Origin of the sequence: Rhodovulum sp. BSW8 (assembly GCF_003314725.1) — a bacterium.
Lineage (GTDB): Bacteria > Pseudomonadota > Alphaproteobacteria > Rhodobacterales > Rhodobacteraceae > Rhodovulum > Rhodovulum visakhapatnamense.
In genome coordinates this window covers 82,704-108,041 of sequence record NZ_QNVX01000007.1, presented here as the reverse complement: position 1 = coordinate 108,041, position 25,338 = coordinate 82,704, and the positions used below count along the sequence as shown (strand labels likewise).

36 protein-coding genes, 1 tRNA gene, 1 pseudogene and 1 riboswitch are annotated in these 25,338 nt (G+C 65.9%); of the genes and pseudogenes, 9 read left to right on the top strand and 29 right to left on the bottom strand.

Annotated features, from left to right (window positions below):
* Nucleotides 1–23: 23 nt before the first annotated feature.
* The 3 genes from thiC to arsB all read right to left on the bottom strand — a co-directional run bounded on the left by thiC (nt 24) and on the right by arsB (nt 3,554).
* Nucleotides 24–1,775: a phosphomethylpyrimidine synthase ThiC gene (gene thiC / locus DSD19_RS06420; RefSeq protein ID WP_113668981.1), complete on the bottom strand. Its 1,752-nt coding sequence runs from the start codon at nt 1,773–1,775 to the stop codon at nt 24–26.
* 119 nt (nt 1,776–1,894) lie between these two features.
* Nucleotides 1,895–2,015, bottom strand: a riboswitch (TPP riboswitch).
* Nucleotides 2,016–2,064: 49 nt separating this feature from the next.
* Complete coding sequence (locus DSD19_RS06415) at nt 2,065–2,502, bottom strand: arsenate reductase family protein (protein WP_113668980.1); 438 nt, start codon at nt 2,500–2,502, stop codon at nt 2,065–2,067.
* Entirely contained in the window at nt 2,499–3,554 is a 1,056-nt protein-coding gene (gene arsB / locus DSD19_RS06410; protein WP_113668979.1) for an ACR3 family arsenite efflux transporter, read from the bottom strand. The genes DSD19_RS06415 and arsB overlap by 4 nt, the downstream gene beginning before the upstream one ends.
* A gap of 91 nt (nt 3,555–3,645) precedes the next feature.
* Between arsB and DSD19_RS06405 the strand changes: the two genes are divergently transcribed.
* Nucleotides 3,646–3,996, top strand: coding sequence for a helix-turn-helix transcriptional regulator (locus DSD19_RS06405; RefSeq protein ID WP_075786883.1), 351 nt, complete (start codon nt 3,646–3,648; stop codon nt 3,994–3,996).
* Nucleotides 3,997–4,313: 317 nt separating this feature from the next.
* A complete protein-coding gene (locus DSD19_RS06400) occupies nt 4,314–5,375 on the top strand; it encodes a glycerophosphodiester phosphodiesterase family protein (RefSeq protein WP_075786884.1) in 1,062 nt (353 codons plus the stop codon).
* Nucleotides 5,376–5,442: 67 nt separating this feature from the next.
* On the opposite strand, the gene DSD19_RS06395 is transcribed toward DSD19_RS06400, so the two are convergent.
* The gene (locus tag DSD19_RS06395) at nt 5,443–6,546 is read right to left on the bottom strand and encodes an alkene reductase (protein WP_113668978.1); all 1,104 of its coding nucleotides are present in this window, start codon (nt 6,544–6,546) and stop codon (nt 5,443–5,445) included.
* Nucleotides 6,547–6,722: 176 nt separating this feature from the next.
* On the opposite strand from DSD19_RS06395, the gene DSD19_RS21405 reads away from it, so the two are divergent.
* Nucleotides 6,723–7,124 carry a hypothetical protein gene (locus DSD19_RS21405; RefSeq protein WP_133260377.1) on the top strand — a complete coding sequence of 134 codons (402 nt, stop codon included), beginning with the start codon at nt 6,723–6,725 and terminating at the stop codon, nt 7,122–7,124.
* Here DSD19_RS21405 and DSD19_RS06390 read toward each other — a convergent pair.
* The 3 genes from DSD19_RS06390 to DSD19_RS06385 form a co-directional block, all read right to left on the bottom strand.
* Nucleotides 7,087–7,686, bottom strand: a complete 600-nt coding sequence (locus tag DSD19_RS06390; protein ID WP_113668977.1) for a hypothetical protein — start codon at nt 7,684–7,686, stop codon at nt 7,087–7,089. The two genes, DSD19_RS21405 and DSD19_RS06390, sit on opposite strands and share 38 nt — an antisense overlap.
* A gap of 18 nt (nt 7,687–7,704) precedes the next feature.
* Nucleotides 7,705–7,848: a DUF6538 domain-containing protein gene (locus DSD19_RS21715; RefSeq protein ID WP_165828068.1), complete on the bottom strand. Its 144-nt coding sequence runs from the start codon at nt 7,846–7,848 to the stop codon at nt 7,705–7,707.
* A 201-nt stretch (nt 7,849–8,049) separates the two neighbouring features.
* Nucleotides 8,050–8,123, bottom strand: a tRNA-Gly gene (locus tag DSD19_RS06385).
* A gap of 408 nt (nt 8,124–8,531) precedes the next feature.
* Here DSD19_RS06385 and DSD19_RS06380 point away from each other — a divergent pair.
* From DSD19_RS06380 to DSD19_RS21710, 6 genes and pseudogenes are all read left to right on the top strand, one after another.
* Nucleotides 8,532–8,717 (top strand): annotated as a pseudogene (locus DSD19_RS06380) (transposase); the annotation flags it as partial.
* A 320-nt stretch (nt 8,718–9,037) separates the two neighbouring features.
* Entirely contained in the window at nt 9,038–9,340 is a 303-nt protein-coding gene (locus DSD19_RS06375) for a hypothetical protein (protein ID WP_113668975.1), read from the top strand.
* Between the two features lie 13 nt (nt 9,341–9,353).
* Nucleotides 9,354–9,584 carry a hypothetical protein gene (locus tag DSD19_RS06370; protein ID WP_113668974.1) on the top strand — a complete coding sequence of 77 codons (231 nt, stop codon included), beginning with the start codon at nt 9,354–9,356 and terminating at the stop codon, nt 9,582–9,584.
* Between the two features lie 70 nt (nt 9,585–9,654).
* Nucleotides 9,655–10,104, top strand: coding sequence for a hypothetical protein (locus tag DSD19_RS06365; protein WP_113668973.1), 450 nt, complete (start codon nt 9,655–9,657; stop codon nt 10,102–10,104).
* A gap of 365 nt (nt 10,105–10,469) precedes the next feature.
* The gene (locus DSD19_RS06360) at nt 10,470–10,742 is read left to right on the top strand and encodes a hypothetical protein (RefSeq protein ID WP_113668972.1); all 273 of its coding nucleotides are present in this window, start codon (nt 10,470–10,472) and stop codon (nt 10,740–10,742) included.
* Nucleotides 10,743–11,148: 406 nt separating this feature from the next.
* Nucleotides 11,149–11,316 (top strand): hypothetical protein, encoded by a 168-nt coding sequence (locus DSD19_RS21710; RefSeq protein WP_165828067.1) that lies wholly within the window; start codon nt 11,149–11,151, stop codon nt 11,314–11,316.
* A 177-nt stretch (nt 11,317–11,493) separates the two neighbouring features.
* Here the strand turns inward: DSD19_RS21710 and DSD19_RS06350 are convergent, their stop codons facing one another.
* The 22 genes from DSD19_RS06350 to DSD19_RS06255 form a co-directional block, all read right to left on the bottom strand.
* Complete coding sequence (locus tag DSD19_RS06350; protein ID WP_113668970.1) at nt 11,494–11,781, bottom strand: hypothetical protein; 288 nt, start codon at nt 11,779–11,781, stop codon at nt 11,494–11,496.
* A complete protein-coding gene (locus tag DSD19_RS21705; RefSeq protein WP_165828066.1) occupies nt 11,781–11,933 on the bottom strand; it encodes a hypothetical protein in 153 nt (50 codons plus the stop codon). Before DSD19_RS21705 ends, DSD19_RS06350 begins: the two co-directional genes overlap by 1 nt.
* Nucleotides 11,933–12,442, bottom strand: coding sequence for a lysozyme (locus DSD19_RS06345; RefSeq protein WP_113668969.1), 510 nt, complete (start codon nt 12,440–12,442; stop codon nt 11,933–11,935). Before DSD19_RS06345 ends, DSD19_RS21705 begins: the two co-directional genes overlap by 1 nt.
* Complete coding sequence (locus DSD19_RS06340) at nt 12,439–12,666, bottom strand: hypothetical protein (RefSeq protein ID WP_113668968.1); 228 nt, start codon at nt 12,664–12,666, stop codon at nt 12,439–12,441. Before DSD19_RS06340 ends, DSD19_RS06345 begins: the two co-directional genes overlap by 4 nt.
* A gap of 35 nt (nt 12,667–12,701) precedes the next feature.
* Nucleotides 12,702–12,983 carry a hypothetical protein gene (locus tag DSD19_RS06335; RefSeq protein ID WP_133260376.1) on the bottom strand — a complete coding sequence of 94 codons (282 nt, stop codon included), beginning with the start codon at nt 12,981–12,983 and terminating at the stop codon, nt 12,702–12,704.
* Nucleotides 12,976–13,449 carry a hypothetical protein gene (locus DSD19_RS06330; protein ID WP_113668967.1) on the bottom strand — a complete coding sequence of 158 codons (474 nt, stop codon included), beginning with the start codon at nt 13,447–13,449 and terminating at the stop codon, nt 12,976–12,978. Before DSD19_RS06330 ends, DSD19_RS06335 begins: the two co-directional genes overlap by 8 nt.
* Complete coding sequence (locus DSD19_RS22555; protein WP_256359737.1) at nt 13,446–13,571, bottom strand: hypothetical protein; 126 nt, start codon at nt 13,569–13,571, stop codon at nt 13,446–13,448. The genes DSD19_RS06330 and DSD19_RS22555 overlap by 4 nt, the downstream gene beginning before the upstream one ends.
* A gap of 4 nt (nt 13,572–13,575) precedes the next feature.
* Nucleotides 13,576–14,376, bottom strand: coding sequence for a hypothetical protein (locus DSD19_RS06325; RefSeq protein WP_113668966.1), 801 nt, complete (start codon nt 14,374–14,376; stop codon nt 13,576–13,578).
* 14 nt (nt 14,377–14,390) lie between these two features.
* Complete coding sequence (locus DSD19_RS06320) at nt 14,391–17,012, bottom strand: hypothetical protein (protein WP_133260375.1); 2,622 nt, start codon at nt 17,010–17,012, stop codon at nt 14,391–14,393.
* The gene (locus DSD19_RS06315; protein ID WP_133260374.1) at nt 17,000–17,407 is read right to left on the bottom strand and encodes a hypothetical protein; all 408 of its coding nucleotides are present in this window, start codon (nt 17,405–17,407) and stop codon (nt 17,000–17,002) included. The genes DSD19_RS06320 and DSD19_RS06315 overlap by 13 nt, the downstream gene beginning before the upstream one ends.
* The gene (locus DSD19_RS06310; RefSeq protein WP_113668963.1) at nt 17,404–17,928 is read right to left on the bottom strand and encodes a hypothetical protein; all 525 of its coding nucleotides are present in this window, start codon (nt 17,926–17,928) and stop codon (nt 17,404–17,406) included. Before DSD19_RS06310 ends, DSD19_RS06315 begins: the two co-directional genes overlap by 4 nt.
* Nucleotides 17,928–18,512: a hypothetical protein gene (locus tag DSD19_RS06305; protein ID WP_113668962.1), complete on the bottom strand. Its 585-nt coding sequence runs from the start codon at nt 18,510–18,512 to the stop codon at nt 17,928–17,930. The genes DSD19_RS06310 and DSD19_RS06305 overlap by 1 nt, the downstream gene beginning before the upstream one ends.
* A complete protein-coding gene (locus DSD19_RS06300) occupies nt 18,509–21,040 on the bottom strand; it encodes a phage tail tape measure protein (RefSeq protein WP_113668961.1) in 2,532 nt (843 codons plus the stop codon). The genes DSD19_RS06305 and DSD19_RS06300 overlap by 4 nt, the downstream gene beginning before the upstream one ends.
* Nucleotides 21,030–21,251, bottom strand: coding sequence for a hypothetical protein (locus tag DSD19_RS06295; protein WP_113668960.1), 222 nt, complete (start codon nt 21,249–21,251; stop codon nt 21,030–21,032). The genes DSD19_RS06300 and DSD19_RS06295 overlap by 11 nt, the downstream gene beginning before the upstream one ends.
* Nucleotides 21,252–21,328: 77 nt before the next feature.
* A complete protein-coding gene (locus tag DSD19_RS06290; protein WP_113668959.1) occupies nt 21,329–21,664 on the bottom strand; it encodes a GTA-gp10 family protein in 336 nt (111 codons plus the stop codon).
* A complete protein-coding gene (locus DSD19_RS06285; RefSeq protein ID WP_113668958.1) occupies nt 21,664–22,107 on the bottom strand; it encodes a hypothetical protein in 444 nt (147 codons plus the stop codon). Before DSD19_RS06285 ends, DSD19_RS06290 begins: the two co-directional genes overlap by 1 nt.
* Nucleotides 22,108–22,146: 39 nt before the next feature.
* Nucleotides 22,147–22,512, bottom strand: a complete 366-nt coding sequence (locus DSD19_RS06280; RefSeq protein ID WP_165828065.1) for a DUF3168 domain-containing protein — start codon at nt 22,510–22,512, stop codon at nt 22,147–22,149.
* Nucleotides 22,512–22,970, bottom strand: coding sequence for an HK97-gp10 family putative phage morphogenesis protein (locus DSD19_RS06275; protein ID WP_243627756.1), 459 nt, complete (start codon nt 22,968–22,970; stop codon nt 22,512–22,514). The genes DSD19_RS06280 and DSD19_RS06275 overlap by 1 nt, the downstream gene beginning before the upstream one ends.
* A gap of 79 nt (nt 22,971–23,049) precedes the next feature.
* Entirely contained in the window at nt 23,050–23,403 is a 354-nt protein-coding gene (locus DSD19_RS06270; protein WP_113668955.1) for a head-tail adaptor protein, read from the bottom strand.
* Entirely contained in the window at nt 23,388–23,870 is a 483-nt protein-coding gene (locus tag DSD19_RS06265; protein ID WP_113668954.1) for a head-tail connector protein, read from the bottom strand. Before DSD19_RS06265 ends, DSD19_RS06270 begins: the two co-directional genes overlap by 16 nt.
* The gene (locus DSD19_RS22030; protein ID WP_113668953.1) at nt 23,867–24,067 is read right to left on the bottom strand and encodes a hypothetical protein; all 201 of its coding nucleotides are present in this window, start codon (nt 24,065–24,067) and stop codon (nt 23,867–23,869) included. The genes DSD19_RS06265 and DSD19_RS22030 overlap by 4 nt, the downstream gene beginning before the upstream one ends.
* 58 nt (nt 24,068–24,125) lie before the next feature.
* Entirely contained in the window at nt 24,126–25,334 is a 1,209-nt protein-coding gene (locus tag DSD19_RS06255) for a phage major capsid protein (protein WP_113668952.1), read from the bottom strand.
* Nucleotides 25,335–25,338 lie beyond the last annotated feature (4 nt).

The following is a 25,338-nucleotide window of genomic DNA, read 5'->3' as shown; positions in this document are numbered from 1 at the left end:
CGTCTTCGATACGTCCGCCGGCGCTATTCGGCAGGGGTCAGCCCGTTGGGGCAGGTTCCGGCCTCGGCTTCGGCCGCGTCGCGGATGTCCTGGCTGATCTTCATCGAACAGAATTTCGGTCCGCACATCGAACAGAACTGCGCCTCCTTGTGGGCGGCCTTGGGCATGGTCTCGTCATGGAAGGCGCGCGCCGTGTCCGGGTCGAGCCCCAGATTGAACTGATCCTCCCAGCGGAAGGCAAAGCGCGCCCGGCTGAGCGCATCGTCCCGCGCCTGCGCGCCCGGATGCCCCTTGGCCAGATCGGCGGCATGGGCGGCCAGCTTGTAGGTCACGACCCCGGTCTTGACGTCGTCGCGGTCGGGCAGGCCCAGATGCTCCTTGGGCGTGACGTAGCACAGCATCGCGGTGCCGAACCAACCGATCATCGCGGCGCCGATGGCCGAGGTGATATGGTCATAGCCCGGCGCGATGTCGGTCGTGAGCGGCCCGAGCGTGTAGAACGGCGCCTCGTGGCAATGCTTCAGCTGCTCGTCCATATTGGCCTTGATCTTGTGCATCGGCACATGGCCCGGCCCCTCGATCATCACCTGACAGTCCCTGGCCCAGGCGACCTGCGCCAGCTCGCCCAAGGTCCGCAGCTCGGCGAATTGCGCCTCGTCATTGGCATCGGCGATCGAGCCTGGCCTGAGCCCGTCGCCCAGACTGAACGAGACGTCATAGGCGCGGCAGATGTCGCAGATCTCCTCGAAACGCTCGTAGAGGAAGGACTCGCGGCCGTGATGCAGGCACCACTTGGCCATGATCGAGCCGCCCCGGCTGACGATGCCGGTCACGCGCCGGGCCGTCAGCCCGATCATCCCGCGTCTCAGCCCGGCATGGATGGTGAAGTAATCGACCCCCTGCTCGGCCTGCTCGATCAGCGTGTCGCGGTAGACCTCCCAGCTGAGATCCTCGGCCACGCCGCCGACCTTCTCCAGCGCCTGGTAAAGCGGCACGGTGCCGATGGGCACGGGCGCGTTCCGGAGGATCCAGTCGCGGATGTTGTGGATGTTGCGGCCGGTCGAGAGGTCCATCACCGTATTGGCGCCCCAGCGGATCGCCCAGACCATCTTCTCGACCTCTTTCTCCATCGAGGAGGTGATGGCCGAATTGCCGATATTGGCATTGACCTTCACCTTGAAGGCGCGGCCGATCACCATGGGTTCAAGTTCGGGATGGTTGATATTGGCCGGGATGATCGCCCGGCCCGCAGCGATCTCGGCGCGGACGAATTCGGGCGTCACCAGATCGGGGATCTCGGCGCCGAAGGGCTCGCCGTCGCGGGGCTGGGCCGCGCTGCGGCCCTCGTTCTCGCGGATCGCGGCGAATTCCATCTCGGGGGTGACGATCCCGGCCCTTGCATAGGCCAGCTGGGTGATCGCCCGCCCAGCCGTCGCCCGAAGCGGCTCGGGCCGCCGCGGAAAGGCCGGCACGAGCCGCGCGCCTTCGGCAAAGCCATTGTCGGCGGCGGTCACGTCGCGGGCCGGATAGGTCTCGGCCTCACCGCGGTCGCGCGCGAAGGGGATCCGCACCGGCGCAAGCCCTGCGGCGATGTCGATCCGCGCCCCGGGGTCGGTATAGGGGCCCGAGCTGTCATAGACCGTCACCGCCCCCTCGCCGGTCGCGATCCGGCGCAGCGGCACCCGGATCGGGTGGATCTCGCCGCACAGGTAAAGCTTTTCCGAGGCGGGCAGCGGCCCCAGCGTGATCTGCGGAACGGTGTCGGGTCTGTTCATCTTCGTCTCCTCAGTTGACCTGACGAGACCCAGACGGATGATGAGGCAGAAAGCGGGGCCGTTGGCCCGAACGACCTTGACGGTCCGGGGGGCCTTGCGGCCCGGGGGGCGGGATCTTGCGGCATGCCCCTCGGTCTTCCTACGCCAGTCTCAACTGGGTCAGGTTCGAAGGGTCGCGTCACCGGGGTTTCCCCCTGTCAGCCTCTCAGTCCCCTTAGCGGGACTCCCCTGACGTGGGACGAGGTATCGCAAAGCCGGGCGAGTCTGTCAAACCCGGGCCGCCGAAGGGTCAGACCGCGTCGCCGGGCGGCGCCACGCGCGCGCCCGAGGCCGTCAGGATCATCTGCCCGTCCTCCTTGTAAAGCGGCCCGGGCGGCAACCGGTCGAGCAGATCGAGCACCGTCTCGGACGGACGGCAGAGCCGCACGCCCCTGGGGCTGGCCACGATGGGCCGGTTGACCAGAACCGGATGCGCGATCATCGCGTCCAGCAAGGCGTCGTCCGGCACGTCCTCACCCAATAGCCCAAGCTCGGCCGCGGGCGATTTGGTCCGGCGCAGCGCCGCGCGCGGTGTCAGACCGGCGGCCGCGAACAGCGCCAGCAGCTGCGGCCGGGTCCAGCCCTCGGCCAGATAGTCGATGACAACCGGCTCGGTCCCCGACCGGCGGATGATCCCGAGCACATTGCGCGAGGTGCCGCAGTCGGGATTGTGGTGAATGACGATCATGCGAGGTCTCCGGCAAAGCGCGCCCGGGTCCGGTTCGCGAAGGCCACCAGCGACAGCATCACCGGCACCTCGACCAGCACGCCGACGACCGTCGCCATCGCCGCCCCGGAATTGAGCCCGAAGAGGCTGATCGCCACCGCGACCGCCAGTTCGAAGAAGTTCGAGGTGCCGATCATCGCGCAGGGCGCGGCGATCCGGTGCGGCACCTTCAGCGCCCAGGCCGCCCCGTAGGCCAGCGCGAAGATCCCGTAGCTCTGGATCAGGATCGGCACCGCGATCAGCGCGATGGCGCCGGGCTGGGTCAGGATGCGGTCGCTTTGCATCCCGAAGAGGATCGCCACGGTCGCGATCAGCCCGACCGTCGAGACCGGCTTGACGCGGGCGGAAAAGCCCGCGATGGCGGCCGGGCTGCCCAGCAGGCGCCGGGTCAGCAGCCCCGCGGCCAGCGGGATCACGACATAAAGCAGCGTGGCCAGCAGCAGCGTTTCCCAGGGCACGGCGATCTCGGACACGCCCATCAGAAAGGCCACGATGGGCGCGAAGGCCACCACCATGATCAGGTCGTTCACCGAGACCTGAACCAGCGTGTAGGTGGAATCGCCCCGGGTCAGCTGCGACCAGACGAAGACCATCGCCGTGCAGGGCGCGGCCCCCAGCAGGATCAGCCCGGCAGTGTATTGCGCCGCATCTGCGGGGGCGATCCAGGGGGCGAAGACATGCTCGAAGAACAGCACCGCCAGCGCCGCCATGGTGAAGGGCTTGACCAGCCAGTTGATCGTCAGCGTGATGAACAGCCCCCGGGGCGCCCGCGCCACGTCCCGCACCGCGCCCAGATCGACCCCAACCATCATCGGATAGACCATGGCCCAGATCAGCACCGCCACCACGAGGTTGATCGAGGCGACCTCGGCCGCAGCGATGCCCTGCACCAGCCCCGGCGCAACCAGGCCCAGCACCAGCCCGACACAGATGGCGGCAGCGACCCAAAGCGTCAGATAGCGTTCGAACCGGCCAAGGGGTCCGGGCTCGGCGGAGGAGGGCGCGGCGGTCATGTCAGCCTCATTTCGTAAATTCTCGAATTATCGTTTCATAGCCGCGCGGCCGGGTCTGGTCAAGCATCGTCATTTCGAGTAGGACCGAAATATGGATCAGATAACCGCCAAGGACGCCTTCGCTGCCCTTGCCCATGAGACCCGCCTGTCGGTCTTTCGCCTGCTGGTCAGGCAGGGTCCCGGAGGCCTGCCCGCGCTGGAAATCGCCCGCCGCCTGGGCGCCCCGCCCTCGACCCTGTCGAGCCATCTGGCCAGCCTCAAGCGCGCCGGGCTGCTGAACGCCGAACGCCGCCACCGCCAGATCCTCTATGCCGCGAACCTCGCCGCAGTGAACGACATCGTGCGCTTTCTGCTGGAGGACTGCTGCGGCGGCGACCCGGCCGCCTGTGCCGGCATCGGCGGCGTGATCCTGCCCGCCCGGGCCACTCCCTCGGACGCGTGACGCGACCCCTGAACGGGGGCGCCCCAGCCGCCGGATTGGTCCCATCACAGCCGTGACAAGAGCGGCCATTGGCCCGATCTCCGCCAGGTTGCGGCGGCGATTCGCTGGGAAAATCAGCGGCTTGCCTCTTCCTTTGTCATCGCCGCCCGGCGGCCGACAGGCTGCACCGGCTTTTCGAAACGTCTGGCGGGCTTTGCCACCGGCATTCACGCGCCTGTCGCGCAGACGTCATCGAACCGTCTCATGTCCTGCCTATCGACCGTCGCATGGCCTTTTTTTGGCCATACTTCCACCACGGGACTGACAGGATTTTTCTCATGAAACGCACTCTTGGGGCGATTGCCCTGGGCCTGATCTCGATGGCGCCCGCCCATGCCGCCACCCTTTACAACACGCTCAGCGGCGAAGCCCCGCTGATCATCGCCCACCGCGGCGCCAGCGGTTATCTGCCCGAGCACACGCTGGGCGGCTACGAACTGGCGTTGCAGATGGGCGCCGACGTGATCGAGCCCGATCTGCAGACGACCGCAGATGGCGAGCTGGTCGCGATGCACGATTCGACGCTGAACCGCACCACCAACATCGAGGCGCTGTTCGCGCCCCGCAACGGCGGTTACCGGGTGTCGGATTTCACGCTGGCCGAGATCAAGACCCTTACCGTCGAGCCCACTGGCGCCACCGCCTCGACCAGCTATGACGGCTTCACCCCCTCGATGGCCGCCCCCTACAAGGTGCCGACCTTCCAGGAAGTCATGGATCTGGTCAGCGCCTACAACGCCACGACCGGCAAGGAAATCGGGATCTATCCCGAGGCCAAGACCCCCAACAGCCTGGCGATGAACCAGCAGATCCTTCAGGAAATGAAGGCCAACGGCTTCGACGGGTCGGTGCAGAACACCTTCATCCAGACCTTCAGCCATGAGGGCGCGCGCCAGCTGGCCGATCTGCAGGTCGAGATGGGCATGGACAACGCCATCGCGGCCCTGGGCTATGCTCGGCAGCTGGGCGACGGCTTCGGTGTCTATGACGCGACCACCGGCACCACCACTTCGCTGGAAGACCTCGCGACCTTCGCCGACGGTCTGGGGCTGAGCCTCAGCGGCGCGCTCAGCGCCGACTTCATCGCCGCCGCCCATGCGCTGGGCCTGACCGTCCATGGCTGGACCTTCCGTCCGACCTCGGACGAGGCCGCCTGGGACATGTTCCTGCCCTGGATCGAAGCCGGGATGGACGGGTTCTTCACCGATTACAGCCTGCGGGGCGTCGAGGTGCTGGACCGCTACGAGGCCGCGGAAGTGCCGGTTCCGGCGACCCTGCCGCTCATGCTGGCGGGCCTGGGCGGGCTCGCGATGCTGCGCCGCCGCCGCGCCGCGGCCTGAGCGACCCTTTGCGAACCGACGCGGGGCGCCTCTTGCGGGGCGCCCCGGCAGGCCCGGCCGGGCCCCCTCAGGCGGTTTCGGCCGGAGCGAGCGTGGGATAGTCGGTCAGGCCATGGGCCCCGCCGCCATACATCGTGTTCCGGTCGGGCTCTGCCAGAACGGCATCGCGCCGCAGACGCTCGACCAGATCGGGGTTCGAGATGAAGGGCCGCCCGAACGCCACCATGTCGGCCGCCCCGCTTTCGACCGCCGCCAGCGCCGAGGCCCGGTCATAGCCGTTATTGGCGATATAGGGGCCGTCGAACAGCGCCCGCAATTCCGGGATGCCGCGCCCCTCGGGCCAGTCGCGCGGGCCGCCGGTCTGGCCCTCGACCATGTGCAGGAAGGCCAGGCCAAAGCGGTTCAGGCCCGAAATCGCCTGCGAGAACAGCGCGAACGGGTCGCTGTCAGCGATGCCGTTGGCGTTCGAGAACGGGCTCAGCCGCAGCCCGGTCCGGCCCGCGCCGATCTCGTCCGCGACCGCCTCGACCACCTCGAACAGGAACCGGCAGCGGTTCTCGATCGAGCCGCCATAGGCATCGGTCCGATGATTGGTGCCGTCGCGCAGGAACTGGTCGATCAGATAGCCGTTGGCGCCGTGGATCTCGACCCCGTCAAACCCCGCCGCCATCGCATTCGCGGCGGCCTTGCGGTAGTCGCCAAGAACGCGGGCGATCTCGTCCGTCTCCAGCGCGCGCGGTGCCGAGACCGGAGCAAAGCCCTCGGCGGTAAAGGTCTTGACCTCCTCGGCCGGGATCGCCGAGGGCGCAACCGGGGCCTGACCGCCCGGCAGAAGCGAGACATGCGATACCCGCCCGACATGCCAGAGCTGGATCGCGATGCGCCCGCCCGCCGCATGCACGGCATCGGTCACCTTGCGCCAGCGTTCGACCTGCAGGTCCGAATAGATGCCGGGCGTGTCGAGATAGCCCTGCCCCTCGGGCGAGATCTGCGCGCCTTCGGTCACGATCAGCCCGGCGCCGGCGCGCTGGGTGTAATAGGTGACATGCAGGTCGGTTGGGGCCAGCGTGTCATGTTCGGCGCGGTTTCGGGTCAGCGGCGCCATCACGACGCGGTTCGCCAGCGCGATGTCGCCCGCGGCGAAGGGGGTGAAGAGCTTGGGCTCGGTCATGGAAAACGTCCTTTGGCATGCGAAAGCTGCAAGGCGCACCTAGGCATCCCCGGCCACCAGGCAAGAGGCTGCGGCGGGAACACCCCTCTGCGCGGTGACGCACAACCCGGGCCTCAGGCCAATGCCATGGCCTCGTCATTGCCCGGACGGTCGGCGACCCGCGCCGGTCGAGAACGTTGACCGCGAACGCCTCGATCCCGGCCGCGCAATCGTTCCGCAGCACCGCCCGCACCGCGCCAATAGTCCTCGGCGCGTTCGCGCCGGCAACCGGGCTGCGGAAGGGAATCGTCCTGGACAACGGACGAGACGGCACCGGCAAAGCGATGCCCGACCGGTCTGAGCGCACCGGCAGCCGGTCTCCTGGACGGTATGGTTCTGCAGGACCACTATCGAGACCCGGTCATGGCCATTCGCTGCGCGATGTCGCAGCTTCGCGCCTGACCATGACCTGTCGGCGGCGCATCTTCCCGACGTGCTGCAGCCGCGCATTCGGCGGCATCAGAAAGGCTGACGAGATCGTCGAGGAAGTCGAAGAAACCCTCAAGGAGCATGAGGACGGCAAACCCGTCTATCCTTGAGGGAAAGACCGGAGAAAGGCAGTGTCAGCCCGAGGCGCTTCTTCTCGTTGATAGTGCGGACGATCCTGCAGAAGGCGCCGATGTCCTTGTTTGCGGCGTTCGTTGAATACTGCCCGGCCTCGACGCGCTCCCAGAGGGCCTGGCGCCAGTCGAGCCTGTCGTCCTGGGTGATCTGGGAGAGTGGGAGGTCGCCGATATGCTCGATAAAGCTGGCAACCGGTTTCTTTCTGCCGTTCCGCCAGATCCGCATCTGATTGGCGTTCTTTCCATGAGCCACGTCGGCCGCGAGCGTCCAGTAGAGTTCCAGAGCGCGGCTGACGGTGATGGAGGGACGCTCGACGGCGCCGAGCAAGGCGCGAGCCTCGATCATGTCCGGCTGACCGCGGCGATTGCTGATCGCATCGACTCGCTCCAGACGCTCTGTCAGCGGCAGGGAGGCGACGCGCTCGACCGGTATGTACCTGAAACCCTTCTGCTTTGCGAGGTTTCGTGCCGCATCGAACCGCGCTTCGGCGTCGGAGGTATCCCCGGCCAGCCTGGCTTCCCATGCACCAATCTGCATGTCCCAGATGCGGCTGGCCTATTGTTTCGCTTCGGCGAGGCTGTCCGTGCCGAGGGATATGTAGATCTCCCGGCGGCCCTCGACGTCGCCGTCGCGGACCCTCTTGGGGACCTCCTTCCGAAGGTAGTAGGTCCCCTTCTTGCCGCGCTGGACGATTTCCATGCCGGGTCTGCCTTGATCTGCGCCTGCAGGCATTGTCCTGCAGATCGGATCATGGTGGGCAAGCGCGAAACACGGGCAAAAACACCGGCAAAAACGTGGGCAGAAAATGCGAAAGTCTGCGCCGCCTCGCGCATGGCGTCCGTCCATCCCTTTGGTTTCAAGAGGTTGGGATTAACGTGGCAGCTTGATTTTCGGATTTAATGGAGCGGGTGAAGGGAATCGAACCCTCGTCACTTGCTTGGGAAGCAAATGCTCTACCATTGAGCTACACCCGCAGCGTCAACCTGACTACCGTTTCGGCGTCACGGCTTCAAGCCGAAAGTGGCCAGGTTACACGGTTTCGCGGCGCTCAGCTGAGTGGCCCTTGCCTCGAAGGAGGCGTTCGATCCTCGCCTCTGCCAGTTCGGCCAACTCGTTCTCAACCTCGTCCGCCTTTGCCCACAAAGGGAGCGTCTGATCTGCGGGTTCGGCTGCGCCGAGATGGCGGCTTGATCGCTGCGGGGACCGTGGCTCGGGTCTTTCACGGACCATTTCGCGATGTCTTGGCCCGCCGTGTTGGCGGTTTTGCAGATTTCGGGCGGACTCGTCCTCTCGCCATCAGCCGCCGTCGGACCAGGAACAGGTTGCCAAGGGGTACCTGATGCGCGCGCCAGAGGTGAAGCTGCCGGAAAAGAAGGCCCGGCATGCGCCTCCGCTTCATCGAGCCGGGCAAACCAGTCCAGAACGCCTTCGTCGGGTCGTTCATCGGCAAGCTGCGCGACGAATGCCTGAATCTGCACTGGTTCCGCTCGCGGCGCCATGCTCGCGACGAAATCGAATGCTGGCGCCAGCATTACAACACCGAGCGCCCTCATTCCGCGCTCGGCTAGCCGAGAACCCGCGCCATCCGCTTGTGCGCGGGCCTGATGTCTTTGGAGAGAATCCGGGATTTGCGGCCATCTTTGGCGCAAATCTGTGAGGCCTCACGAGTTTCCACTCGTTTCTGTGGATCTGGAATTGGCCTTAACCGATTGATTTAACTTGGTCGGAGTGAGAGGATTCGAACCTCCGGCCCCTGCCTCCCGAAGACATATTCAGGCGATATGTTCGCACGATACCCCCTATTTGCCCCACATTTCGTCCTGTTTCGCGCGATTTCGCAGCCGTAGTTTCTTTGCGGTTTCTTTGCGGTCATCCCGCGTGGTGACCCATGGATGACGCTTCCACCCCCACCAGTTGCTACTGGCTGCGCGACGACGACGGCGCCGAGATCCTGATCCCGATGTGCTGCGGGGCGGCAATAGGCGGCCCGGCGGAGTGCACCTGCAATGTGCCGGAGAGCCGGATCGAGGCGGCAGAACGCGGGCGGGCAGAGGCCGAGGCTCAAGTCCTGCGGCTGAGGGAGGTCCGCGATCATCGCCTGGAAGAACAGGCCAGAATGTGGCGCGAGAACAAGCGCCTGCGCGAGCGGATCTCGGAACTGGAAACCCTGCTGGCTACGAAGGCCAGCTAACTTCGGAGACACCATGAAGCTGAAAGCAAGCCCGGAGAGCATTCGCAAGATCCGAAAGTCGGCGGCGGAGAACCTGCGCAAGGCGCAGCGCGAGCTGACCGCGGCTGGCGATCACGGCACCGCCTATCAGGTCGAGACCATTCTTAAGCGGCTGGATGAGCGCCGGAAGATGGACGCGGATGCAGTAGAGCGCGAGGCCCGTGAACAGCGGGCGATACGCAAGTCGCTTGGCCTGTCCAGCTAACCCCAACGCCCCACAGGGCATGCCGAGGACGATCCCCGCAAACCAGAATCAAACTGAACCCGGAGGCACCATGAACAGAACGATGCAGGGCCTATCGAAGAAGGACCAAGCGGCCCTTCTGGCCCGCGAGAGGAAGCGCAGGCGCAGCGGAGATTGGGGTGATTGGGAAACGCTGGCCTTAATGCCCGGCCAAGCCGGTAGCGGATGGGCGGCATTTATTACGACCGCGCACCGCAACAAGGTTTTCAGCGTCCTCGACAGGCAAGCAGAGGTTGGCGTCAGGCACCTTGCCGTCAGCAGCCTGTCAGGCCAGCGCCCGACATGGCCCGAGATGCAGCGCATCAAGGATGAACTGGCCGGGCCCGAGGCCACGGCGGTCGAGGTCTACCCGCCTCGCGATCAGGTGGTCGATGAGGCCGACATGTTCCACATCTGGGGGCTGCGTGGTCGGCTTCCGTTCGGCCTGCACATTGAAACCATACCGCCTGCGGCAACCGCCCTGCGGCCCCAGTCCAGCTAACACCGCCTAGGAGGTCGAATGTCATTCCGCCACTTCACGCGCAAACCATGCGAACGCTCAAACAGGCCCTGCGGATACTGCGGCACTTGCGAGCGCGAGGCGCGGCGGTTCTCTCGGGAGCATCCGATCAAGAGTCGGATCGAGGAGGTGCTGGCGAGCGGGAAGACCGAATACCACGCGCTCGCAAGGCAGGTCTTCCCTGGCGACATTACGCCCAGAGCGTGGCGCTATAGCAGCCACGGCGGCCCGCCGGGTTGCTACATGGCTCTGAGCAAGGCGATCCGCGAAATGGGGCTCCACGAAGGCTTCGCCGCCCATTCGCGATACGTTTACCCAAAGTCCAGCTAACCCCGGAGGCACCACAGATGTTGAAATATATGGCCGAACATAGCTGGCGCGACGAAATCCGCGCTGTCGAGGTGGATAAGGAAACCGAGTCCAGCGTGTGGATCTCCGGGCGCCGTCGCCCGAAGATCGCGCAGAGCGCGACCTTTCACGACACATGGGACGAAGCCCATGCATATCTGACCGCAATCGCGGATGGCGAGGTCATGCGCTGTCGCAGCGCGCTCGATCACGCGAAATCCCGAGCGGGGAACATCAAGAGGATGAAGCGCCCCGCCGACCAGTCCAACTGACCCCGATCCCACAGGGCAGGCCAAGGAGGGCCTAAGAATGGGCAAGATGCCGCCACGCCACCGCCGAGGGGCAGCGAAGTCACTGCGCCGGATTTGCGAGCGCCTTGGGCTGCCGTTCCGAAAGACGCGGGGACAATCGGCGCCGCCCAGGGAAGATCAGATGATGCCGAAATCGAATTGCACCCACGAACACCCAGGCGACTACATTCTTGACGTCTGGATCTGCGGGCAATGCTGGAGGAAAGTCGGAGAAAGACCGCACAGATATGGGCTTGCTGAAGCCCCTCTAGGTCTAGTTCCGGGCGCTGGGCTCCCTTATCGGCAAGACATCGTGTGGCGTGCCCCACTCGCCGAATGCGACGGGGTCAGGATGAAAGACTTTATCATGGGAATGGCGAGACGCTACATGTACAGATGCCGCGGCCTGACAGAACGCGAAGCCACCGACCACGCGCTGGATTACGTCCGCAGCCTCGGCGTGCCGTTCGGCCATGAAGAGATCATGGGCGACCCGAGCGCGCTGGCCGATGACGACTTGGACTGTTGGGAGCAGGACGAGACAGCCACCAACTGACGGCTCTATCGCCGCACCTGAGCCGCTATATCGGCCACGGCCGCGAGCTTCGCGTTCGCCCTGAGCCGCCCGGTCCTCTCGGCAAGCCCAGCCGCCAGCAATTGCCGCTCCGTCACCGGGGCGGCGCCTTCCCAACCCGGCTCAGGCTCCAGCAGATCCGGCGGTATCACCAGAGAACTACTGCCACACCCGGCCAGCAGCACCGCGCACGCTATCAGCCAAGGGCGCATCTGCGTCTTCTCCAAGATTGGTGACGATTTCGGCCAGCCGGTCGCGGTCTGCCTCGATGGCAGCCAGCTTCTTTAGCGCCTCGCGATGGACGCGCGCCGCCTCTTCATGGCCCCGCACAGCGGCGCGAGCCTCGGCCAGATCGTGGCGCAGGCCCTGCACCCACCAGCCAGCGCCAGCGGCCCCGGCCAGCAGCAGGGCTGCGAGGATCTGGCGCCAGTAGCGAAGGGCCAGCATCACCAGATGCCCAGCATCACAAGGATTTTCGCTGATAGCATTCCGATAATCGCCAGCGCATTGAGAACCAAAATTGCGATGCATGAGACAAGCCCAGCCGCCAGAACGACCGCCAACAAGACCGCGCTGATGCGCAAAGCTATGCCGACCATCACTCAAGCCCCCGCAAGCACAGCGCGCGCTCCGCAGCCCGGCGGTTGACGAGGCCCGGCACGACCTTGCCTCCCGCCTTGTTCCACATCGTGAGCGCATCGCAGGCGCCGGGCAGATCGCCCGCGAGGGCCCGGCGGGACATCGAGGACCGGCAAAAAGCGCCCGATCCGATGTTGTACGCCGCCGACACAAACGCCGCGCGGGTCTCGACCGACAGGGCCTCGGGCAGGCACGGGCGGATCTCGGCCTCGAACTGCGCCACGCGGTCGGCCAGCTTGGTACGGCATTCCTCGGGCGTCGCGGTCTGGCCCGGGCCGACGCCCAGGGTCTCGCCGTAGCAGATCGTCCAGACGCCCACGATATCCTGATAGGACGCGGTGCGCAGGCCTTCCCAAGGCGCGATGACGGCCACAGCAGCGGCGATCACGGCGGCGGCGGCACCACCGGCCGCTTGCTTGCGCGACGGAGCGCGCTTCGGGCGCAGGGCAGCGAGGATGCGGCGGATCATTCGTCGTCCTCCCCAAGTCCGGTCTGGGCGATGACACGGGCCAGCATCGCGGCGGCGGACAGCAGCCCCACGGCCGATGCATAGACCTCGGGCGAGAGCCCCAGCATGTCGGCCGAGACCAGCGAAGCGGCGGCCTCGAGGCCGGACAGGATGACCATGGCGGCCAGAATCCACACCGACCACGCACGGCGCAGCACCGCGCGCCAGTTGGGCACGAGTTTCATTTGGATTGCCCTCCTTGGGCTATGTCAGGGGGTGTTCAGCGCTCGGCGCGGCCTTCCAGCCGGGCCACGCGCTCGCGTGTATCGGCAAGCTCTTCGCGCAGCTTGTCGACCTTCTTGCTGGTCTCTTCCCCGGTCCTCTCGATCCGGGCGAGGCTGGCGGCGATGGCGCTCTCGGCGTGATCGCGCGACGGGCGCGGCCCCCACCGCAGATAGGCTGCGGCGACCGTGCCAAGGGCGGTGAACGCGGCCAGCACCATGCCTTGGACGCCCCCGATCCGGTGCGCCTCCTGGATTACCTCGGTCACCGGATCAGTCATCGTCATACCCCCAGACCGCGCGGCTGAGGTCGCCCAGAGCCAGCCAGAAACACCAGACCCACGCGACACAGAGCGGCGCCGCAGCCAGCGCCCAGGGCAGGCCGAACGGCGTCCCCCAGCACCCGACGATGATCGCCAGCGTGATTGAAACCTGCGCGGCGGCCCCAGCGGTGCGGATCGCCGGGGACCAGCGCCAGCGCCCGTTGATCGCGATGCCAAGGCGGTACAGCGCAGCCGAGACAGCCACCACCGCGCCCCATGCTTCGGCGGGCCACCGGGTGATCCGGTCGCCGTAAAGCTCTGGCGCCATCACGTCGGCGGTGGACGCCAGCCCGCCGATGATGAAGGCCAGCCCGATCCCGATGAAAACCGCGCCCATCAGGCGCTGCTGGCCGCCGTGCTTGCGCAGGCTCTCGCTTTCCGGCGGGCCGTAGATCTGGCGGTGGAGGCAATTTGCTTCGATCATGACTGCCTTCCAATCCGTGCCACCAACCCCGCAGCCATGCCATCGGTCCTGAGCCAGACCAGCACCAGCCCGCCCAGAAGCGCCAGCAGGGTGCGGAGCGCGTTGTCGGTTGCGTCAAGCATCCGATCAGCCGGTGATGTATTCGCGGCGGCGGTAAAGGTGCGCAGTGCCAGTGTTTATCGATAACGGGCTACCTGAAGGGCCGCCACGTAGGGTGTATCTGACGTGCCTGACGCCCCCACTAGAGTGCACCCGGGGGAGCCTTGTAAAGCCGAGCCCGTGCATCATGTTGCTGACGACACTTACCTCCTCCATCAACGTGGTCACGGGTCCGTATGAATTTGAAACAGCGTCAAAAATCTGGTAATAGAGCCCAAAAACGACGCTGGCGGGCGGGGCCAGGTCCATCAAGCGCACTGTGTATTCGTAGCCGTCTTCAAAATCAGGCGTCGTGATGGTCGTCGTGGCTCCACTCGTGGCACGGCTCCAGAAAAGCCCTGTTGCACTATCCCCAACGGTGATCTTGTTGTAGGGGTGCCAGCCGGTGGCGACGACAGGCGCGCCGTCCGCACCTTCGGCAAGGCGTTCGATATCGCCGCCGACAGACGCTGACAGCACCTGACCGGAGACCATGCCGAAGACCGTCGACAGCGGATCGCCCGCTTGGGCGGCGGTCAGCTGCGCCACGCCCTCCGGGGTGAAGCCGCCCGTCGCATAGCTGCCCAGCGTGATCCACGCGCTGTTGGCCTCGTTGCGCATTTTGAGCGCTTTTGCGGTGGTATCGGCCCAGAACATGTTGGGCCATGTCTCTGTCGGCGCAGTTGCTCCGGCATTGTTCGACGCTGTGGCTGCCATCACGCCCTGAAAAAAGGCGAAGGCCTGAGCCTTGGTGTGGGTGATGTTCGGAACATAGGTGGCCTGTGTCATGGGCTCCTCTTGGGTTAGGTCGCGCGGTAGGTGAAGACGGACAGGCGGGTGACGCGCAGCGCATAGTCCTCGCTTTCGACGCTCAGGGCCGCGCGGAACTGGAAGAGACGGCCGTCGAACTCGGCCGCATCGAAGCTTTGCCAAGGCCCCCAAGTCGCGGTGCCGTCGTCATAAAGCCGGACTTGGGTGTCGAGATCGCCATAGGCATCGGCCCCGCCCTGCCAGAATAGCCCATCAGGCGGGGTCCAGAAGGCGGCCGTGCCGGGGCCGAACATCAGATCCTGCCGCTCCTCGATCAGCACCTCGACATCGCTGACCAGCCGCACCGGCCCGGATGTTCCGAGGTTGATGAGGGACGAGAAGTAATAGAGCGCGGAGGTCGCGCCCTCATCTGTCGACAGGACGCCGCCGGTCGCGAAGCAATCCGCCTTGGTCCCGGTAAAGCCCGGCGCCTCGATCCGGGAGGCGACCTCGGTCATCGGCACCAGCGAGGCGGCGCGCAGCGACACCGAAGTCACCGGACCGGGGTTGTCCTTTGCATCATAGGGGCGGGCGAGATAGCTTCCAGTCTTCAGAGGCAGGGTCGCCTCGGTGACACCGCCCGAGACCGCCTTGCCGATCACGACAGAGCTTTGCCAGGTGGCGCCGACCAGTTCGGCCGAGTGCCTGAACTCGATCCGGCCACCCTGCTGCACGTCGAGCGACGGGTGCCGGTCCCAGCGCAGCATCGCCACCGCGCCGCCAGCGGACTGGCCCGAAAGCCCGGTGATCGCGACCGGCGGTGCGTTCTCGCCCAGCACGGCCGAAGCGCCGGAATAGGCCCAATCCGACCACATGCCACGGACGTTGCGCCCGCGCGCGCCGAAGACATAGGTGCCGGGGGCCATGTCGTCGATCAGATCCTCGGCCACGTCCGTGATGCCGCGCACCGTCGCCTCGGCATCGGTGATCGGCCTCCAGGAGAACTGCCAGGCGTCGATAAAGGGGTTGTCGGTCATGGCCGCCAGCCGCACCCGGGTCTTGACCCCGCCGCCGCCGCGCGTCTCGTAAAGCTCCTCGCTCATCGTCGGCGCCGAGACCACTGGCTTGGCGGTCGGCGACGGCAGGGTGGGGATGCCGCCCGCAGGCTTCGGCGTCTCTTCGGAGGTGCGCCAGTCGAAGATTGCGGGACCGGTCTCGATGCAGGTCAGCGTGACCGACACGCCGTCTGGGCCAATCGCAACGGTGCGCGCCAGCACCTCGAACTGCTTGTCGGTCCAGCCTCGGCGCGGGATCGTCACGCGGATATTATCGCCGAGCCGCACGCCCCAGGCCGCCAGCGAACAGGGCAGCACTACCTGTTTCTGCCGTCGCGCCTTCAAAAGCGCCAGCTTCATCAGCCGCTGGCCCCGGGCAAACCCGGTCTCGCCCGGCAGCTCGCCCATATCCATCACCAGCGTTTCGCCATTGTCGGCGGCGCGGTAGGTCTCGCTGTCAAGCACCGGCAGATCTGTGACGACATGTTCGTGCGCGGGGTCGGCGTATTGCGCTTTGACGGTGTTGAACTGTTCCTCGAAGGGGCGCCGCGCCGTGACCCTGATCCCGGCGACAAGCATGTCCTCGGTGACCGTGAACGCGGGCTCTTCCCAAGCGGCCCCGCCGACAGCGAGCTTGCCGCGGTCATAGGACCACCAGCCACCCCAGGCGGACGAGAGCACGTCGAGGTTTTCGGCGGCCGTCGCCTCGGTGTCGAGCACGCCGTTGAAGGCATAGCGGTCCTCGCTCGAGTCGTCAGCGAGCGTGACCTGTTCCTCGCTGACATTCGCCAGCGCGATCAGCGCATCGAGGTCGATATCCTCCTCGGTCCAGCCCGGCCCGCCCCGAAGCTGCGGGGTCAGCATGTAATCGCGCAGGCACAGCGCCGGGTTGGTGCTGTAGCGGGTCTGGCCGTCGCGCGGGTCGAAGACGCGCTTGCCGCGGGCGCGGACCCGGATCTGCGGCGCCCCGCTGGGGAAGATGTCGCGGTCGTAGTTCGCCGCAAAATAGACCCACGCAACGCCACGGCCCCGGTGATCGGCCGTCCACTCCGAGGCCGCAGCAACGTATTCCGCGTCCGCGACCTGATCGTCGGACCCATTGTAGACCTTGAGATAGAAGCGCCCTTTGTAGTCGCTGTCGATCTGGCCCCAATAGTAGGGGTTTCCCGTGCCTGCGGCTGCGTCTGCGGTGTATTGCGCCTCGGTCCAGACCTTCGTCTCGCCCAGCCAGACCTCGACCGCGCCGTCGATCTCGTGACAGGCAAGCGGCATGGCGCTGTGGTAACGGAAATGCGGCTTGCCGCCGAATGTCGTCGTCGAGCGCGCGATGATGGACCCGCCAAGGGTGCGCTCGCCGTAAAGGATCAGCCCGGTGGTGACCGGCTGGATCTTGTTCAGCGTGATCTCGTCGCGGGTGCTGACCTTCGGCTTTTTCTGCATCGCCATCTGGATGCCGGTCAGCGCGAAGGCCAGGGCGGCCTGCCCGAGGATCGCGGTCGCGGTCAGGCCCGCCATCCAGCCGCCAGCCGCCGCACCAAGCGCCGCCACGACGGGCGGCATGGCGCAGGCGGGTCCGGCCAGCGCGATCAGCGCGGTCGTGCAGAGGATCAGTCGACGCACCACGCGGCCTCCGCTGTCAGGACCGGACGGCGCACCAGCCCGGCGGCGCCCAGGTGCAGGGCATAGCGCCCGGTCACCACGCCCATGGCGCCGGGCATCGCCCCTTCGGCCGCCGTCATCACCCAATCGCCCCGCCGGGCCCGGGCGACGGCCACGCGCGGCAGATGCGCGTCGACCAGATCCTCAACGGATCGGTGGCCCAGCTCGACCAGCACCTTGGCGGCCGTGTATTCCGATCCGTAGGCTGGCAGGTCCGGGATCGGATCGGCGCCCGTCATGGCGCGCGCGACGGCCCGGCAGAAGCCCAGACAATCGGCCGTGCCCCATTCGAAGGCGCGGCCCTCCCAATCCCGGATCTCGGCTGCCAGTCGCAATTCCCAGCCTTCGCCCCTCATGGCCGCCCCCATGTGTCTTCCCGGTTCTGGATGGCCTGCACGAGGTCGAAGAAGCGGTCGCCGGGAAAGCGGCGCTGCTGATCCTCGGGCAGGTAATAGAAGGGGTACTTGCGCCCCAGCTCCATGCTGCGCGGCTCCATGCCCAGCGTCGTCGTCGCGGCGTCCGGGCTGTCGTCGCTTTCCATGGTGTCGGCGATGCCCTCCCAGAGCACATCCGCCGTCTCGATCTGGCCCTCGCCGTCGAAGAGCCCGAGCAGGACCGTGACCCGGCGGCGCTGGAACTCTTCCAGCTCGGCCAGCGCGATCACCTCCGGATCGAGCCCGGACAGCGTGATCGACATGCCGGGAATATCGTCCTCGCTTGTGACGCTCGCCTCGCCGATGGACAGCGCCTGCCCGGCCCCGACATAGGTCACGCCGTCCCAGGTGACGCTGCCGTAGCCAGTGAACATGGCAACATCGCCGGTGTCGAACCGGCAGCGCACCAGCAGGCCGAGGGTCCGATCTCCGCTCGCGTCCATCACAGAGCCTCGATCAACGAAAGCGTGCGGGTACGGCGGTGATCGCCGTCCACCTCGTATTCGGTCTCGGGTCCGGCCAGCGCCCAGGTGCCGTAGGGCGCCAGCATCTCGACCGTCTCGCCCAGGATCGCGGCCTCCCTGAGCCTCGGCCAGACCCCGATCTTTTGCGTCTGCGCGACCGTCACAGTCCCGGCGCTGGTCACGATATGCAGGTGCCCGCCGATGGTCAGGTAATCACCGACCACGGCCGCGCTGCCGACCGGGACGACGATCCAGAGCTCTTTTACCCGGGTCGCGGTCGAACTCGACACCGTGGGGTTGGCGGACATCACCCCATAGGGGCCGTCATAGTCCTGCGGGGCCATCTCGAAAGTCCCGGTCACGCCGTCGAGACTGGCAAGCCATGCCTCGACCTCGGCATTCTGACGCCGGTCCAGATGCTTCAGCGTCAGCTCGGCCGCCCACATGCCGCCCATGAAGTCATAGGCGGTCTGCGCGAAGCTGTAGGGCGACTGGACGCGAACGGTGCTTGTGAGCCTGCGCAGCCGGAGCGTGGCGGCCTGGACGGCGGCAGGGACGGTCATTGGCCTCGCCCTCTTACCTTACCGACCCGCGCAGTTCTGGCCTGCGCGATTTGCGCTTCCTCTCGGGCAACCCGGCGCACCGCTTCGGCGATCTGGCGCGGGTCCGCATTGGTCTGCCCCACGCTGACGTAGATATCGCCCATTCGAACAGACCCGCCGCCGCCACTATTGGTGCTGAACGCCCCGTTGGGGATGATTTGGCCTGACATTCTGGGGGTGAAGATCTCCGGCCCCATCTCGCCGACAAGGTAGGATTTCCCGCCAGAGACAGGGCCGCCGGACGCACGGGCGCCAGCGATTCCTTGAGCTATCAGGCCAGCAACCGGCTTGACTGTCCCCGTGCCGCCGCCCGCCGTTGCGAAAAGCCCCGAAAACAGCCCCTCGAAAACTGACCCAAAGGCATTTGAAATCGGCGTGAGGGCGCGGTCGAGAAGGTCGTCAAGCATCCGGTCGGCCAGCGCCGAAATCGCGTCGCCCGCATCTCCGGACCCCTTTATGACATCTCGGAAAAAGCTCTTGAAGCTGGCGCTTGCATATTGGACTTCGCCGCCGACACCAGAGGTAACGGCAGCGCCAGCGGCCCTGGCAGTCTCTGCCGCAGCCTGAAGGTTTCCGGATATCCCGCCCCGGAGGCCATCCATCAAATCCCGGCCGATCCGCATCCACGCGCGCGAAGGCGAGCGCGTTTCGGACTCGTCGCGGATTGCTTCCTCGATGTAATTCGCGGCGTCCCTTGCGGCGGCGGCTGCGTCGGCACCCGCGCCGGACATGCCGATGGCAAGGCCCGCGCCAAGGTCTTCCGCGATGCCTTGGCCCGCACGGCGTCCGGCCTCGGACGCACCGGGCACGCTGAAAATGGTTTTGATCTGATCGGAAAACCAGGTCTTCAGGCCTTCCCATCCCTCAAGGATGCCAGCCTTGATGCCTTCAAGGATGCTGCTGCCGATTTCCCGGGCCGACGTCACGACATCGCGGGCGACCCCCATGATTGCCTGATCGAGCCCGTTGAACCACTCGCGCGCTCCGGCAAGGCCATCGACAATCGACTGCCGGATCTCGGCGATCACCTGCTCATTTTTCTCGCGGTTCTTGGCTCGGGTCTCATCATCCCAGAAGCCTTTCGACCCCTCGCGCATTGCATCTGCAAACGACTTTGCAATCTCTTTCAGCGCGCCTGTGGTTTTCGGAAACCGCTTTGTCAAACTTTCCCACTCAATCGCCGCATAGGCCGCTGCACCAGCCATGGCGCCGAAGCCAAGGACGATAGCCCCGACTGGCGTAGCAAGGGCAGCAAGACCTGTCGCCAGAAGCCCGGCGCCGATAGCCATCGGCCCGATAGCGGCAGCAGCCGCGGCAATGGCCACGCCGATCCGAACGAATTTCGGATCCAGCTGCCCCAGCGCCCCGACCATATTCGTGAAACGGCCGACCAGATCTGTGACCATATCCAACAGGCCGGTATCGGCGATTGTCAGCTGCAGCTCCTGAAACGATGAACTCAGGCGCCGGAGGGCGCCATTCAGGCCCTTCATGCGGGCCTGCGCTTGCTCGGTGGCCGAGGCCTTGTCGATCGCCGCCTTCATCTCATTGATGCCGTCCGCGCCTTCGCGCATCAGGGCCAGCGCCGTCCGGCCGGAGTCCGTGCCGAAAATCGTCGTCACCACGTCCATGCGCCGTTCTTCTGTCAGGCCGGAAAGCTTGTCCTGAAGCTCCTGCGCGATCTCGGCCATGGATCGCATGTTCCCCTCGGCGTCGAAGAACTGAAATCCGAGGTTCTGAATTTCAGCCGCTGCCGTGGAGGACACCGGGACCAAGCGCTGAACGAAGTTCTTGAAGCTGGTGCCCGCATCGGAGCCAGATGCAAAGCTGGAAGAGGTCGCGGCAATGGCCGCATTGAAGTCCTCGAAGCTGACCCCAACGCCAGCCACCGCGCCGCCCGCCTGCCCGAGCGCCAGCCGGTAATCGTCAAAGCCGAATTTCGATTGCAGCAAGGCACCGGTCACGAGGTCCGTCACCTTGCCAAGATCCTCGGCGCGCTTTCCGAAGTTCAGCATGACATCGGTCGCGAGGTCACCGGCAGACGCAAGATCGGACGACGACGACGCGGCCAGCATCAGCGACGATTTCAGCGCGCCCCCAAGAATCTCCGAGGCGCTCAAGCCGTTCTTGGCAAGGATTTCGATGGCGTCGGCCGCTTCCGCCGCAGTGAATTGCGTGGTCGCACCCATGTTTCGGGCGGCCTCGCGCAATGCATTGAACTCGGAATCGGACGCCCCCAGGGCGGCCCGAACCCGGTTCATGCTGGCTTCAAAATCACCAGCGGTTTTCAGGATCAGCGCCCCGGCGCCCGCAATTGGGGCGGTCACCCGCAGCGAAAGCGTCTGGCCGACCTCTTTCATTCGGTCAGCGGTCCTCGCCAAGGACCGCTGCAGGCCGTTCATGCCTGCCTGCGCGCGCTTCACCCCGCTCTCGAATGCCGCGCTGTCCAAGGACAGCAGGGCGCGCAGGACGCCAATTTCAATCGCCATTTGGGTGGGACCTCGCGTGCATCGCTTGCATCCAGCCGCGCATCTCGGCCAGCGCAACAGGGGTATTCACTGGTGCCTCGGCGCTCTTGGGCGCCAGCGTTGGTTCAGGCGGCATGTCGCCGGGCTTGTGGTAAGCAAAGCGCGCGTATTGCGCCGCCTGCCACGCCAGCCGCAGGTCGCGCAGCGCGGAAGATTCCGCGATGATCTGCATTTCGCGCAGGGTGACGTGCTGGAAATCTCCGGGCGCCTGCCCAGACAGGCACCACGCCCGGAATAGCTCGGGCCAGTCTATGCCGCTTTCGGCGTCCGGCCCTTCGGAGGGTTTCCCCCCTTCTTCACCTCCGGGAATGCGGCTTCGGCGACGCGGCCGATGACCTCGCTTGCCGAAATGGCGCCCAGCGTGTCGATGATGACCTGTGCGCGGGCGATGTCGGCGCCCGCGCCATCGTTGGCGCATTCCGCGATGATCTTGGCGATGTCGGAGACGCGGAACCCTTTTTCGAAGCCGGTCATGATCTCGATCATGCCCATCCCGAAAATGTCTTCCAGCGCCATCATCGCGCGGGTCGACATGCGAAGGGTTTCGGTCTCGCCCGCGACTTCAATCGTGACGCCGCTGATCATCAGGAGCCCGCCGTGAAGGTGTAGGCACCGGTACACCGGATCTTGAGGGACAGGCCGATGATGCCGCCCACGTCATCGCCTTGGATCGAAGGGGTGACATAGCCCTCGAACACGAACTTGTCGGGCGTCGTCTGGCCGCGCTCGAGCGGAAGCGTGGTTTCGATCGACAGAAGGGTGCCATCTTCGCGATACCCGTCCGCCGTCGCGAAAAGTGCCGACGTATAGCCGCAGGGAATTTCGATCTCGCCCGGGTCCGTCAGGCCCTTGACGTATTCACGAAAGCCGCCGGAGCTGTCGAGGCTCGTCGCGTCGATCCATTCCGGCTCGATGACCGGCACCACGAGCGCCTTGCACTCAGGGATCGCGGCATAGACCACCGGATCCGCCGAGGCATCGCCCCATTTGGATGCCGCGCCGTGCACGATACGTTGCTTTGTCGCCATTATGGCAACCTCCTTTGAATATGCCGGTAGACCGGCGGGTTATTTGACGTAGGTGATCGAGAAGATCAGGGAGATGCGCTGCAGCAGAACGGTCTTCGTGCCCTGCGCGCCGTCTGCACCGTCTCGGATCGCATCCAGAAACATGCCCTGGACAGGGCCGCCACTGTGGCCATCAAGCAGCGCCAGAACCGCGTCTGCCGCGCCTTGCGCCTCCGCAAACGTTCGGCCGAACGCGTCGACCTGAATGCGGCCTTGCGTCGGGCCGGGTCCATCCATTGACCATTCTGCCCGGCCGGAAAGGCGATGCATCGAGACATAGGGGGCGCCTGCGCCGCTATCCAAAGTCCCCCATGCCACCGGGAAGGGCACAGATGCCAAAAGAAGGTCCTGAAGGTATTTTTCCATCAGCGCCGCGCCGCCCGTTTCGCCCGCCGCGCCACCGTCTTGGCGATTTCCTCGCGGAACCTCTCGGCCAGCCCGCGCAAGACCTTGTCTTTGTTGGCATCCCATGCGGGAGTAAGCATCGGCTGCGGCGAGACTGAGCCGGTGTATTTCCCGCTTTCGTGGTATCGAGGGCCGGTGCCCCACTCCAACAGGTGCGCGTGCGGTTTGCCGTCGCGTCCGCTTGGGGCGCCGACAACCATATTGACAACCGACCGGCCGGATGGCGGCTGCGGCTGCGAGCGTGAGACCTTGTGGGTCACCTGAAAAACATCGTCATCGGCTCCAGGCCAAAGCGCATTAGCCATGTCTGCGACAGGTTGAAGCTCTTTCTTCATCACCCGACGCGCGACGCCTTTCGATGTGCTGCGCGGCAGGTCCGCCAGCGCCTTCTCGATTTCCTTCAGGCCCGTGACCTTCATGCTTATCGACATTTGCGCCGCCCTCCTTGCGCAAAAACCCCGGATCTTACGGCAATGGAAATCCTGTGCGACATGTCGGTCAGTCGGCCTCAACCACCAGCCACACCCACGCCCGATCCGTGATCGCGTCCACCTCGCGGATATTCCATTCCTGCCCGCGCCGAGTGTCGCGCATCCGCCAATCAGTCGTGATGCGCCTCGATTGACTGCTGGAGTTGATCTTGACCTTGTAGCTGCCACGGCCAGCCAGCCGCGCCGCCTGGACCGTCTCATCTCCCTTGGCATAGGTAAATTCGGCATGGCATGCGAACGCCTCTACCCACTCGATCGTGGTACCGCCGTATCCGTCAGGAACGCCGGATGGCCGATCGAACGCAACGGCTTCCGTCAGCACCGCACGATACCGCGACGTGGCGTTCAGACTGCGCGCCATCTCAGCGCCTCCACCATCGCACCGAAAGCCGGGGACAGGTCGTATCCGAAATAGAGATGCGTGAGGTACAGCTTGACCGCGACCTCGGCCGCGCGCAGCTGCCCCGCAGGCAGACCGCAGGTATAGCTGAGCGTCACGCCCTCCACCGGCTCGGCCAGCGTTACCATGGGGCCGAGGGCAGTCAGCTCAACACTGACCGCGCCCCCGGCCGAGGCCGTCACTTCGGACACATCGGGCATCGCCAGCATATAGGGGCCCGGCCCGACATGGGTTTCCTGCCAGCCCTGGGGCAGGATCGCCCGGCCCAGAACCCCGCGCCAGCCGTCGAGATGGGCCGTCGCGGCCAGCACCAGCCCCTCGATCATCGCGTCCTGCTCGTCATGGTCTATCTGAAGATGCGCCTTGGCGTCTTCCAGCGAGACCACCGGCCGCGCGGGCGGCGTCACCAGAACTGGGATCGCGGTCATTCCCCGGCACCCTTGCGGGCGCGGCGTGGTTTGGGCGCGGCCGAGGTCGAGGGTTCGGCGGTCTCCGCTGGCGCGACCGGTTCCAGAACACCGGCGGCGATCAGATGGGCCACCTCAGCCTCGACAGCCTCACGCATGTCTCCTTCCAGATACATGCGCTCGCCAAGATGCTGTCGCAGGACCGTGTATTTCGGCATGTCGTCCTCCTATAGGCTCAGGAAAGAGGGCGGTTCGCCCGCCCCCTCATAGAGCCGATCAGGCCTCGCGGCCGAAGTCGCCGTAGATGAACGCGCCCGGGCGATAGGTGGCCAGGGCAAGGCGCTTTTCGGCGAGGATCGTCACCAGGTTCTTGGTGAAATCGTCGTTCTCGTAGCCGGTCTCGATCGTGGTCGACCACCGGTCGAAGATCTGCGCCCCGGTGCGGAACGCGCCGACCAGCACCTTGTCGAGGGTCATCGCCATCGAGGGCACGACCGGCAGCGACCACATGGTGGCGCCGATGGTGCCCTGGGGCTGGCCGATGATGTAGCGCCCGGTGGTGTCCTTCAGAAGCTCGATCCAGGCCCAGTCGGCGGGGTGCATGACGACGCCATCGGCGGGCAGAAGCGCCAACGAGGCCTGCAGCATCATCAGGCGGATCTTGTCGATCGAGGTGGTGTCCGCGCCGGTCAGCGGGCTGACATAGGGCGTGGCCTGCGGGATGATGCCCAGCAGGTTCTGCCCGGTGCCGTCGCCGTTGAGCAGCTGGTTTTCCTCGACCAGGTCGAGACCGTAAGCGAGGCGGCTGTCGATCATCGAGCGCACGGCCGACACGTCGGACAGCACCTGGCGCGAGGCCTTCATCCAGTGGGCAATGACCTTGGCCGAGGTCGAGACCACCTCGAGGCGGAAATCCGAGGAGGGCTTGGCCGCGCCTTCGGCCACCATGCCCGCACCATCGGTGCGCGAATGTTCCTTCACGAACTCGATCGACTGGCCGTCCATGTTGCCCTGCGCCAGCAGCGCGCGGATGGTCAGCGGGCGCTGGGGCAGCTCGATCACGCCGGGCAGGCGCGTGGGCGCCAGCGCCGGGCCGATCGATCCGGCCGCGGCGGCGGTCGAGGTGGTCAGCGTTGCCTTGGTCTCGATCCGTGCCCGGTCACCCCGCGCGAACCCGCCCTCGGCAAAGCGCTTGTACTCGTCGCTGTCGACGAAGGACTGGCCAGCCGTCTTCGCTTCGGCCGGGGCGTCCTCGCTGCCGCTCCGCGCGATCTTCTGCTCGATCTCGCCCAGTTGCGCCTTCAGCGCGTTCATGCCGGTCAGCGCCTCGTCGGCTTTTCCCTTGAGGTCCTCCGACAGGGCCTCCCCGGCCTTCGCCTTGCCGAGGGCCTCCTCGGCCAGCGCCTTCACGCCGTCCAGCGACTTGTCGAGCGCTGCTTTCATCTCGACCGCCAGCTCGGCGGCCGTTTTGGTATCATCAGCCATATTG

Coding starts and splice junctions, on each gene's coding strand:
- DSD19_RS06270 (WP_113668955.1), bottom strand. CDS start 23,403: ATGGCGCGCAGTCTGAACGCCACGTCGCGGTATCGTGCGGTGCTGACG.
- DSD19_RS06395 (WP_113668978.1), bottom strand. CDS start 6,546: ATGACCGAGCCCAAGCTCTTCACCCCCTTCGCCGCGGGCGACATCGCG.
- DSD19_RS06340 (WP_113668968.1), bottom strand. CDS start 12,666: ATGAAACTCGTGCCCAACTGGCGCGCGGTGCTGCGCCGTGCGTGGTCG.
- DSD19_RS06280 (WP_165828065.1), bottom strand. CDS start 22,512: ATGGAAAAATACCTTCAGGACCTTCTTTTGGCATCTGTGCCCTTCCCG.
- DSD19_RS06315 (WP_133260374.1), bottom strand. CDS start 17,407: ATGAGGGGCGAAGGCTGGGAATTGCGACTGGCAGCCGAGATCCGGGAT.
- DSD19_RS06265 (WP_113668954.1), bottom strand. CDS start 23,870: ATGACCGCGATCCCAGTTCTGGTGACGCCGCCCGCGCGGCCGGTGGTC.
- DSD19_RS22030 (WP_113668953.1), bottom strand. CDS start 24,067: ATGCCGAAATACACGGTCCTGCGACAGCATCTTGGCGAGCGCATGTAT.
- DSD19_RS06255 (WP_113668952.1), bottom strand. CDS start 25,334: ATGGCTGATGATACCAAAACGGCCGCCGAGCTGGCGGTCGAGATGAAA.
- DSD19_RS06400 (WP_075786884.1), top strand. CDS start 4,314: ATGAAACGCACTCTTGGGGCGATTGCCCTGGGCCTGATCTCGATGGCG.
- DSD19_RS06345 (WP_113668969.1), bottom strand. CDS start 12,442: ATGATCCGCCGCATCCTCGCTGCCCTGCGCCCGAAGCGCGCTCCGTCG.
- DSD19_RS06290 (WP_113668959.1), bottom strand. CDS start 21,664: ATGATCAGCGGCGTCACGATTGAAGTCGCGGGCGAGACCGAAACCCTT.
- DSD19_RS06365 (WP_113668973.1), top strand. CDS start 9,655: ATGAACAGAACGATGCAGGGCCTATCGAAGAAGGACCAAGCGGCCCTT.
- DSD19_RS21710 (WP_165828067.1), top strand. CDS start 11,149: ATGTACAGATGCCGCGGCCTGACAGAACGCGAAGCCACCGACCACGCG.
- thiC (WP_113668981.1), bottom strand. CDS start 1,775: ATGAACAGACCCGACACCGTTCCGCAGATCACGCTGGGGCCGCTGCCC.
- DSD19_RS06405 (WP_075786883.1), top strand. CDS start 3,646: ATGGATCAGATAACCGCCAAGGACGCCTTCGCTGCCCTTGCCCATGAG.
- DSD19_RS06390 (WP_113668977.1), bottom strand. CDS start 7,686: ATGCAGATTGGTGCATGGGAAGCCAGGCTGGCCGGGGATACCTCCGAC.
- DSD19_RS06275 (WP_243627756.1), bottom strand. CDS start 22,970: ATGAAGGTCACGGGCCTGAAGGAAATCGAGAAGGCGCTGGCGGACCTG.
- DSD19_RS06375 (WP_113668975.1), top strand. CDS start 9,038: ATGGATGACGCTTCCACCCCCACCAGTTGCTACTGGCTGCGCGACGAC.
- DSD19_RS06350 (WP_113668970.1), bottom strand. CDS start 11,781: ATGCTGGCCCTTCGCTACTGGCGCCAGATCCTCGCAGCCCTGCTGCTG.
- DSD19_RS22555 (WP_256359737.1), bottom strand. CDS start 13,571: ATGCTTGACGCAACCGACAACGCGCTCCGCACCCTGCTGGCGCTTCTG.
- DSD19_RS21705 (WP_165828066.1), bottom strand. CDS start 11,933: ATGGTCGGCATAGCTTTGCGCATCAGCGCGGTCTTGTTGGCGGTCGTT.
- DSD19_RS06295 (WP_113668960.1), bottom strand. CDS start 21,251: ATGCAGATCATCGCGGAATCTTCCGCGCTGCGCGACCTGCGGCTGGCG.
- DSD19_RS06300 (WP_113668961.1), bottom strand. CDS start 21,040: ATGGCGATTGAAATTGGCGTCCTGCGCGCCCTGCTGTCCTTGGACAGC.
- DSD19_RS06310 (WP_113668963.1), bottom strand. CDS start 17,928: ATGGACGCGAGCGGAGATCGGACCCTCGGCCTGCTGGTGCGCTGCCGG.
- DSD19_RS06330 (WP_113668967.1), bottom strand. CDS start 13,449: ATGATCGAAGCAAATTGCCTCCACCGCCAGATCTACGGCCCGCCGGAA.
- DSD19_RS06335 (WP_133260376.1), bottom strand. CDS start 12,983: ATGACTGATCCGGTGACCGAGGTAATCCAGGAGGCGCACCGGATCGGG.
- DSD19_RS06360 (WP_113668972.1), top strand. CDS start 10,470: ATGTTGAAATATATGGCCGAACATAGCTGGCGCGACGAAATCCGCGCT.
- DSD19_RS06370 (WP_113668974.1), top strand. CDS start 9,354: ATGAAGCTGAAAGCAAGCCCGGAGAGCATTCGCAAGATCCGAAAGTCG.
- DSD19_RS06285 (WP_113668958.1), bottom strand. CDS start 22,107: ATGGCGACAAAGCAACGTATCGTGCACGGCGCGGCATCCAAATGGGGC.
- DSD19_RS06415 (WP_113668980.1), bottom strand. CDS start 2,502: ATGATCGTCATTCACCACAATCCCGACTGCGGCACCTCGCGCAATGTG.
- DSD19_RS21715 (WP_165828068.1), bottom strand. CDS start 7,848: ATGGAAATCGTCCAGCGCGGCAAGAAGGGGACCTACTACCTTCGGAAG.
- DSD19_RS06325 (WP_113668966.1), bottom strand. CDS start 14,376: ATGACACAGGCCACCTATGTTCCGAACATCACCCACACCAAGGCTCAG.
- arsB (WP_113668979.1), bottom strand. CDS start 3,554: ATGACCGCCGCGCCCTCCTCCGCCGAGCCCGGACCCCTTGGCCGGTTC.
- DSD19_RS06305 (WP_113668962.1), bottom strand. CDS start 18,512: ATGACCGTCCCTGCCGCCGTCCAGGCCGCCACGCTCCGGCTGCGCAGG.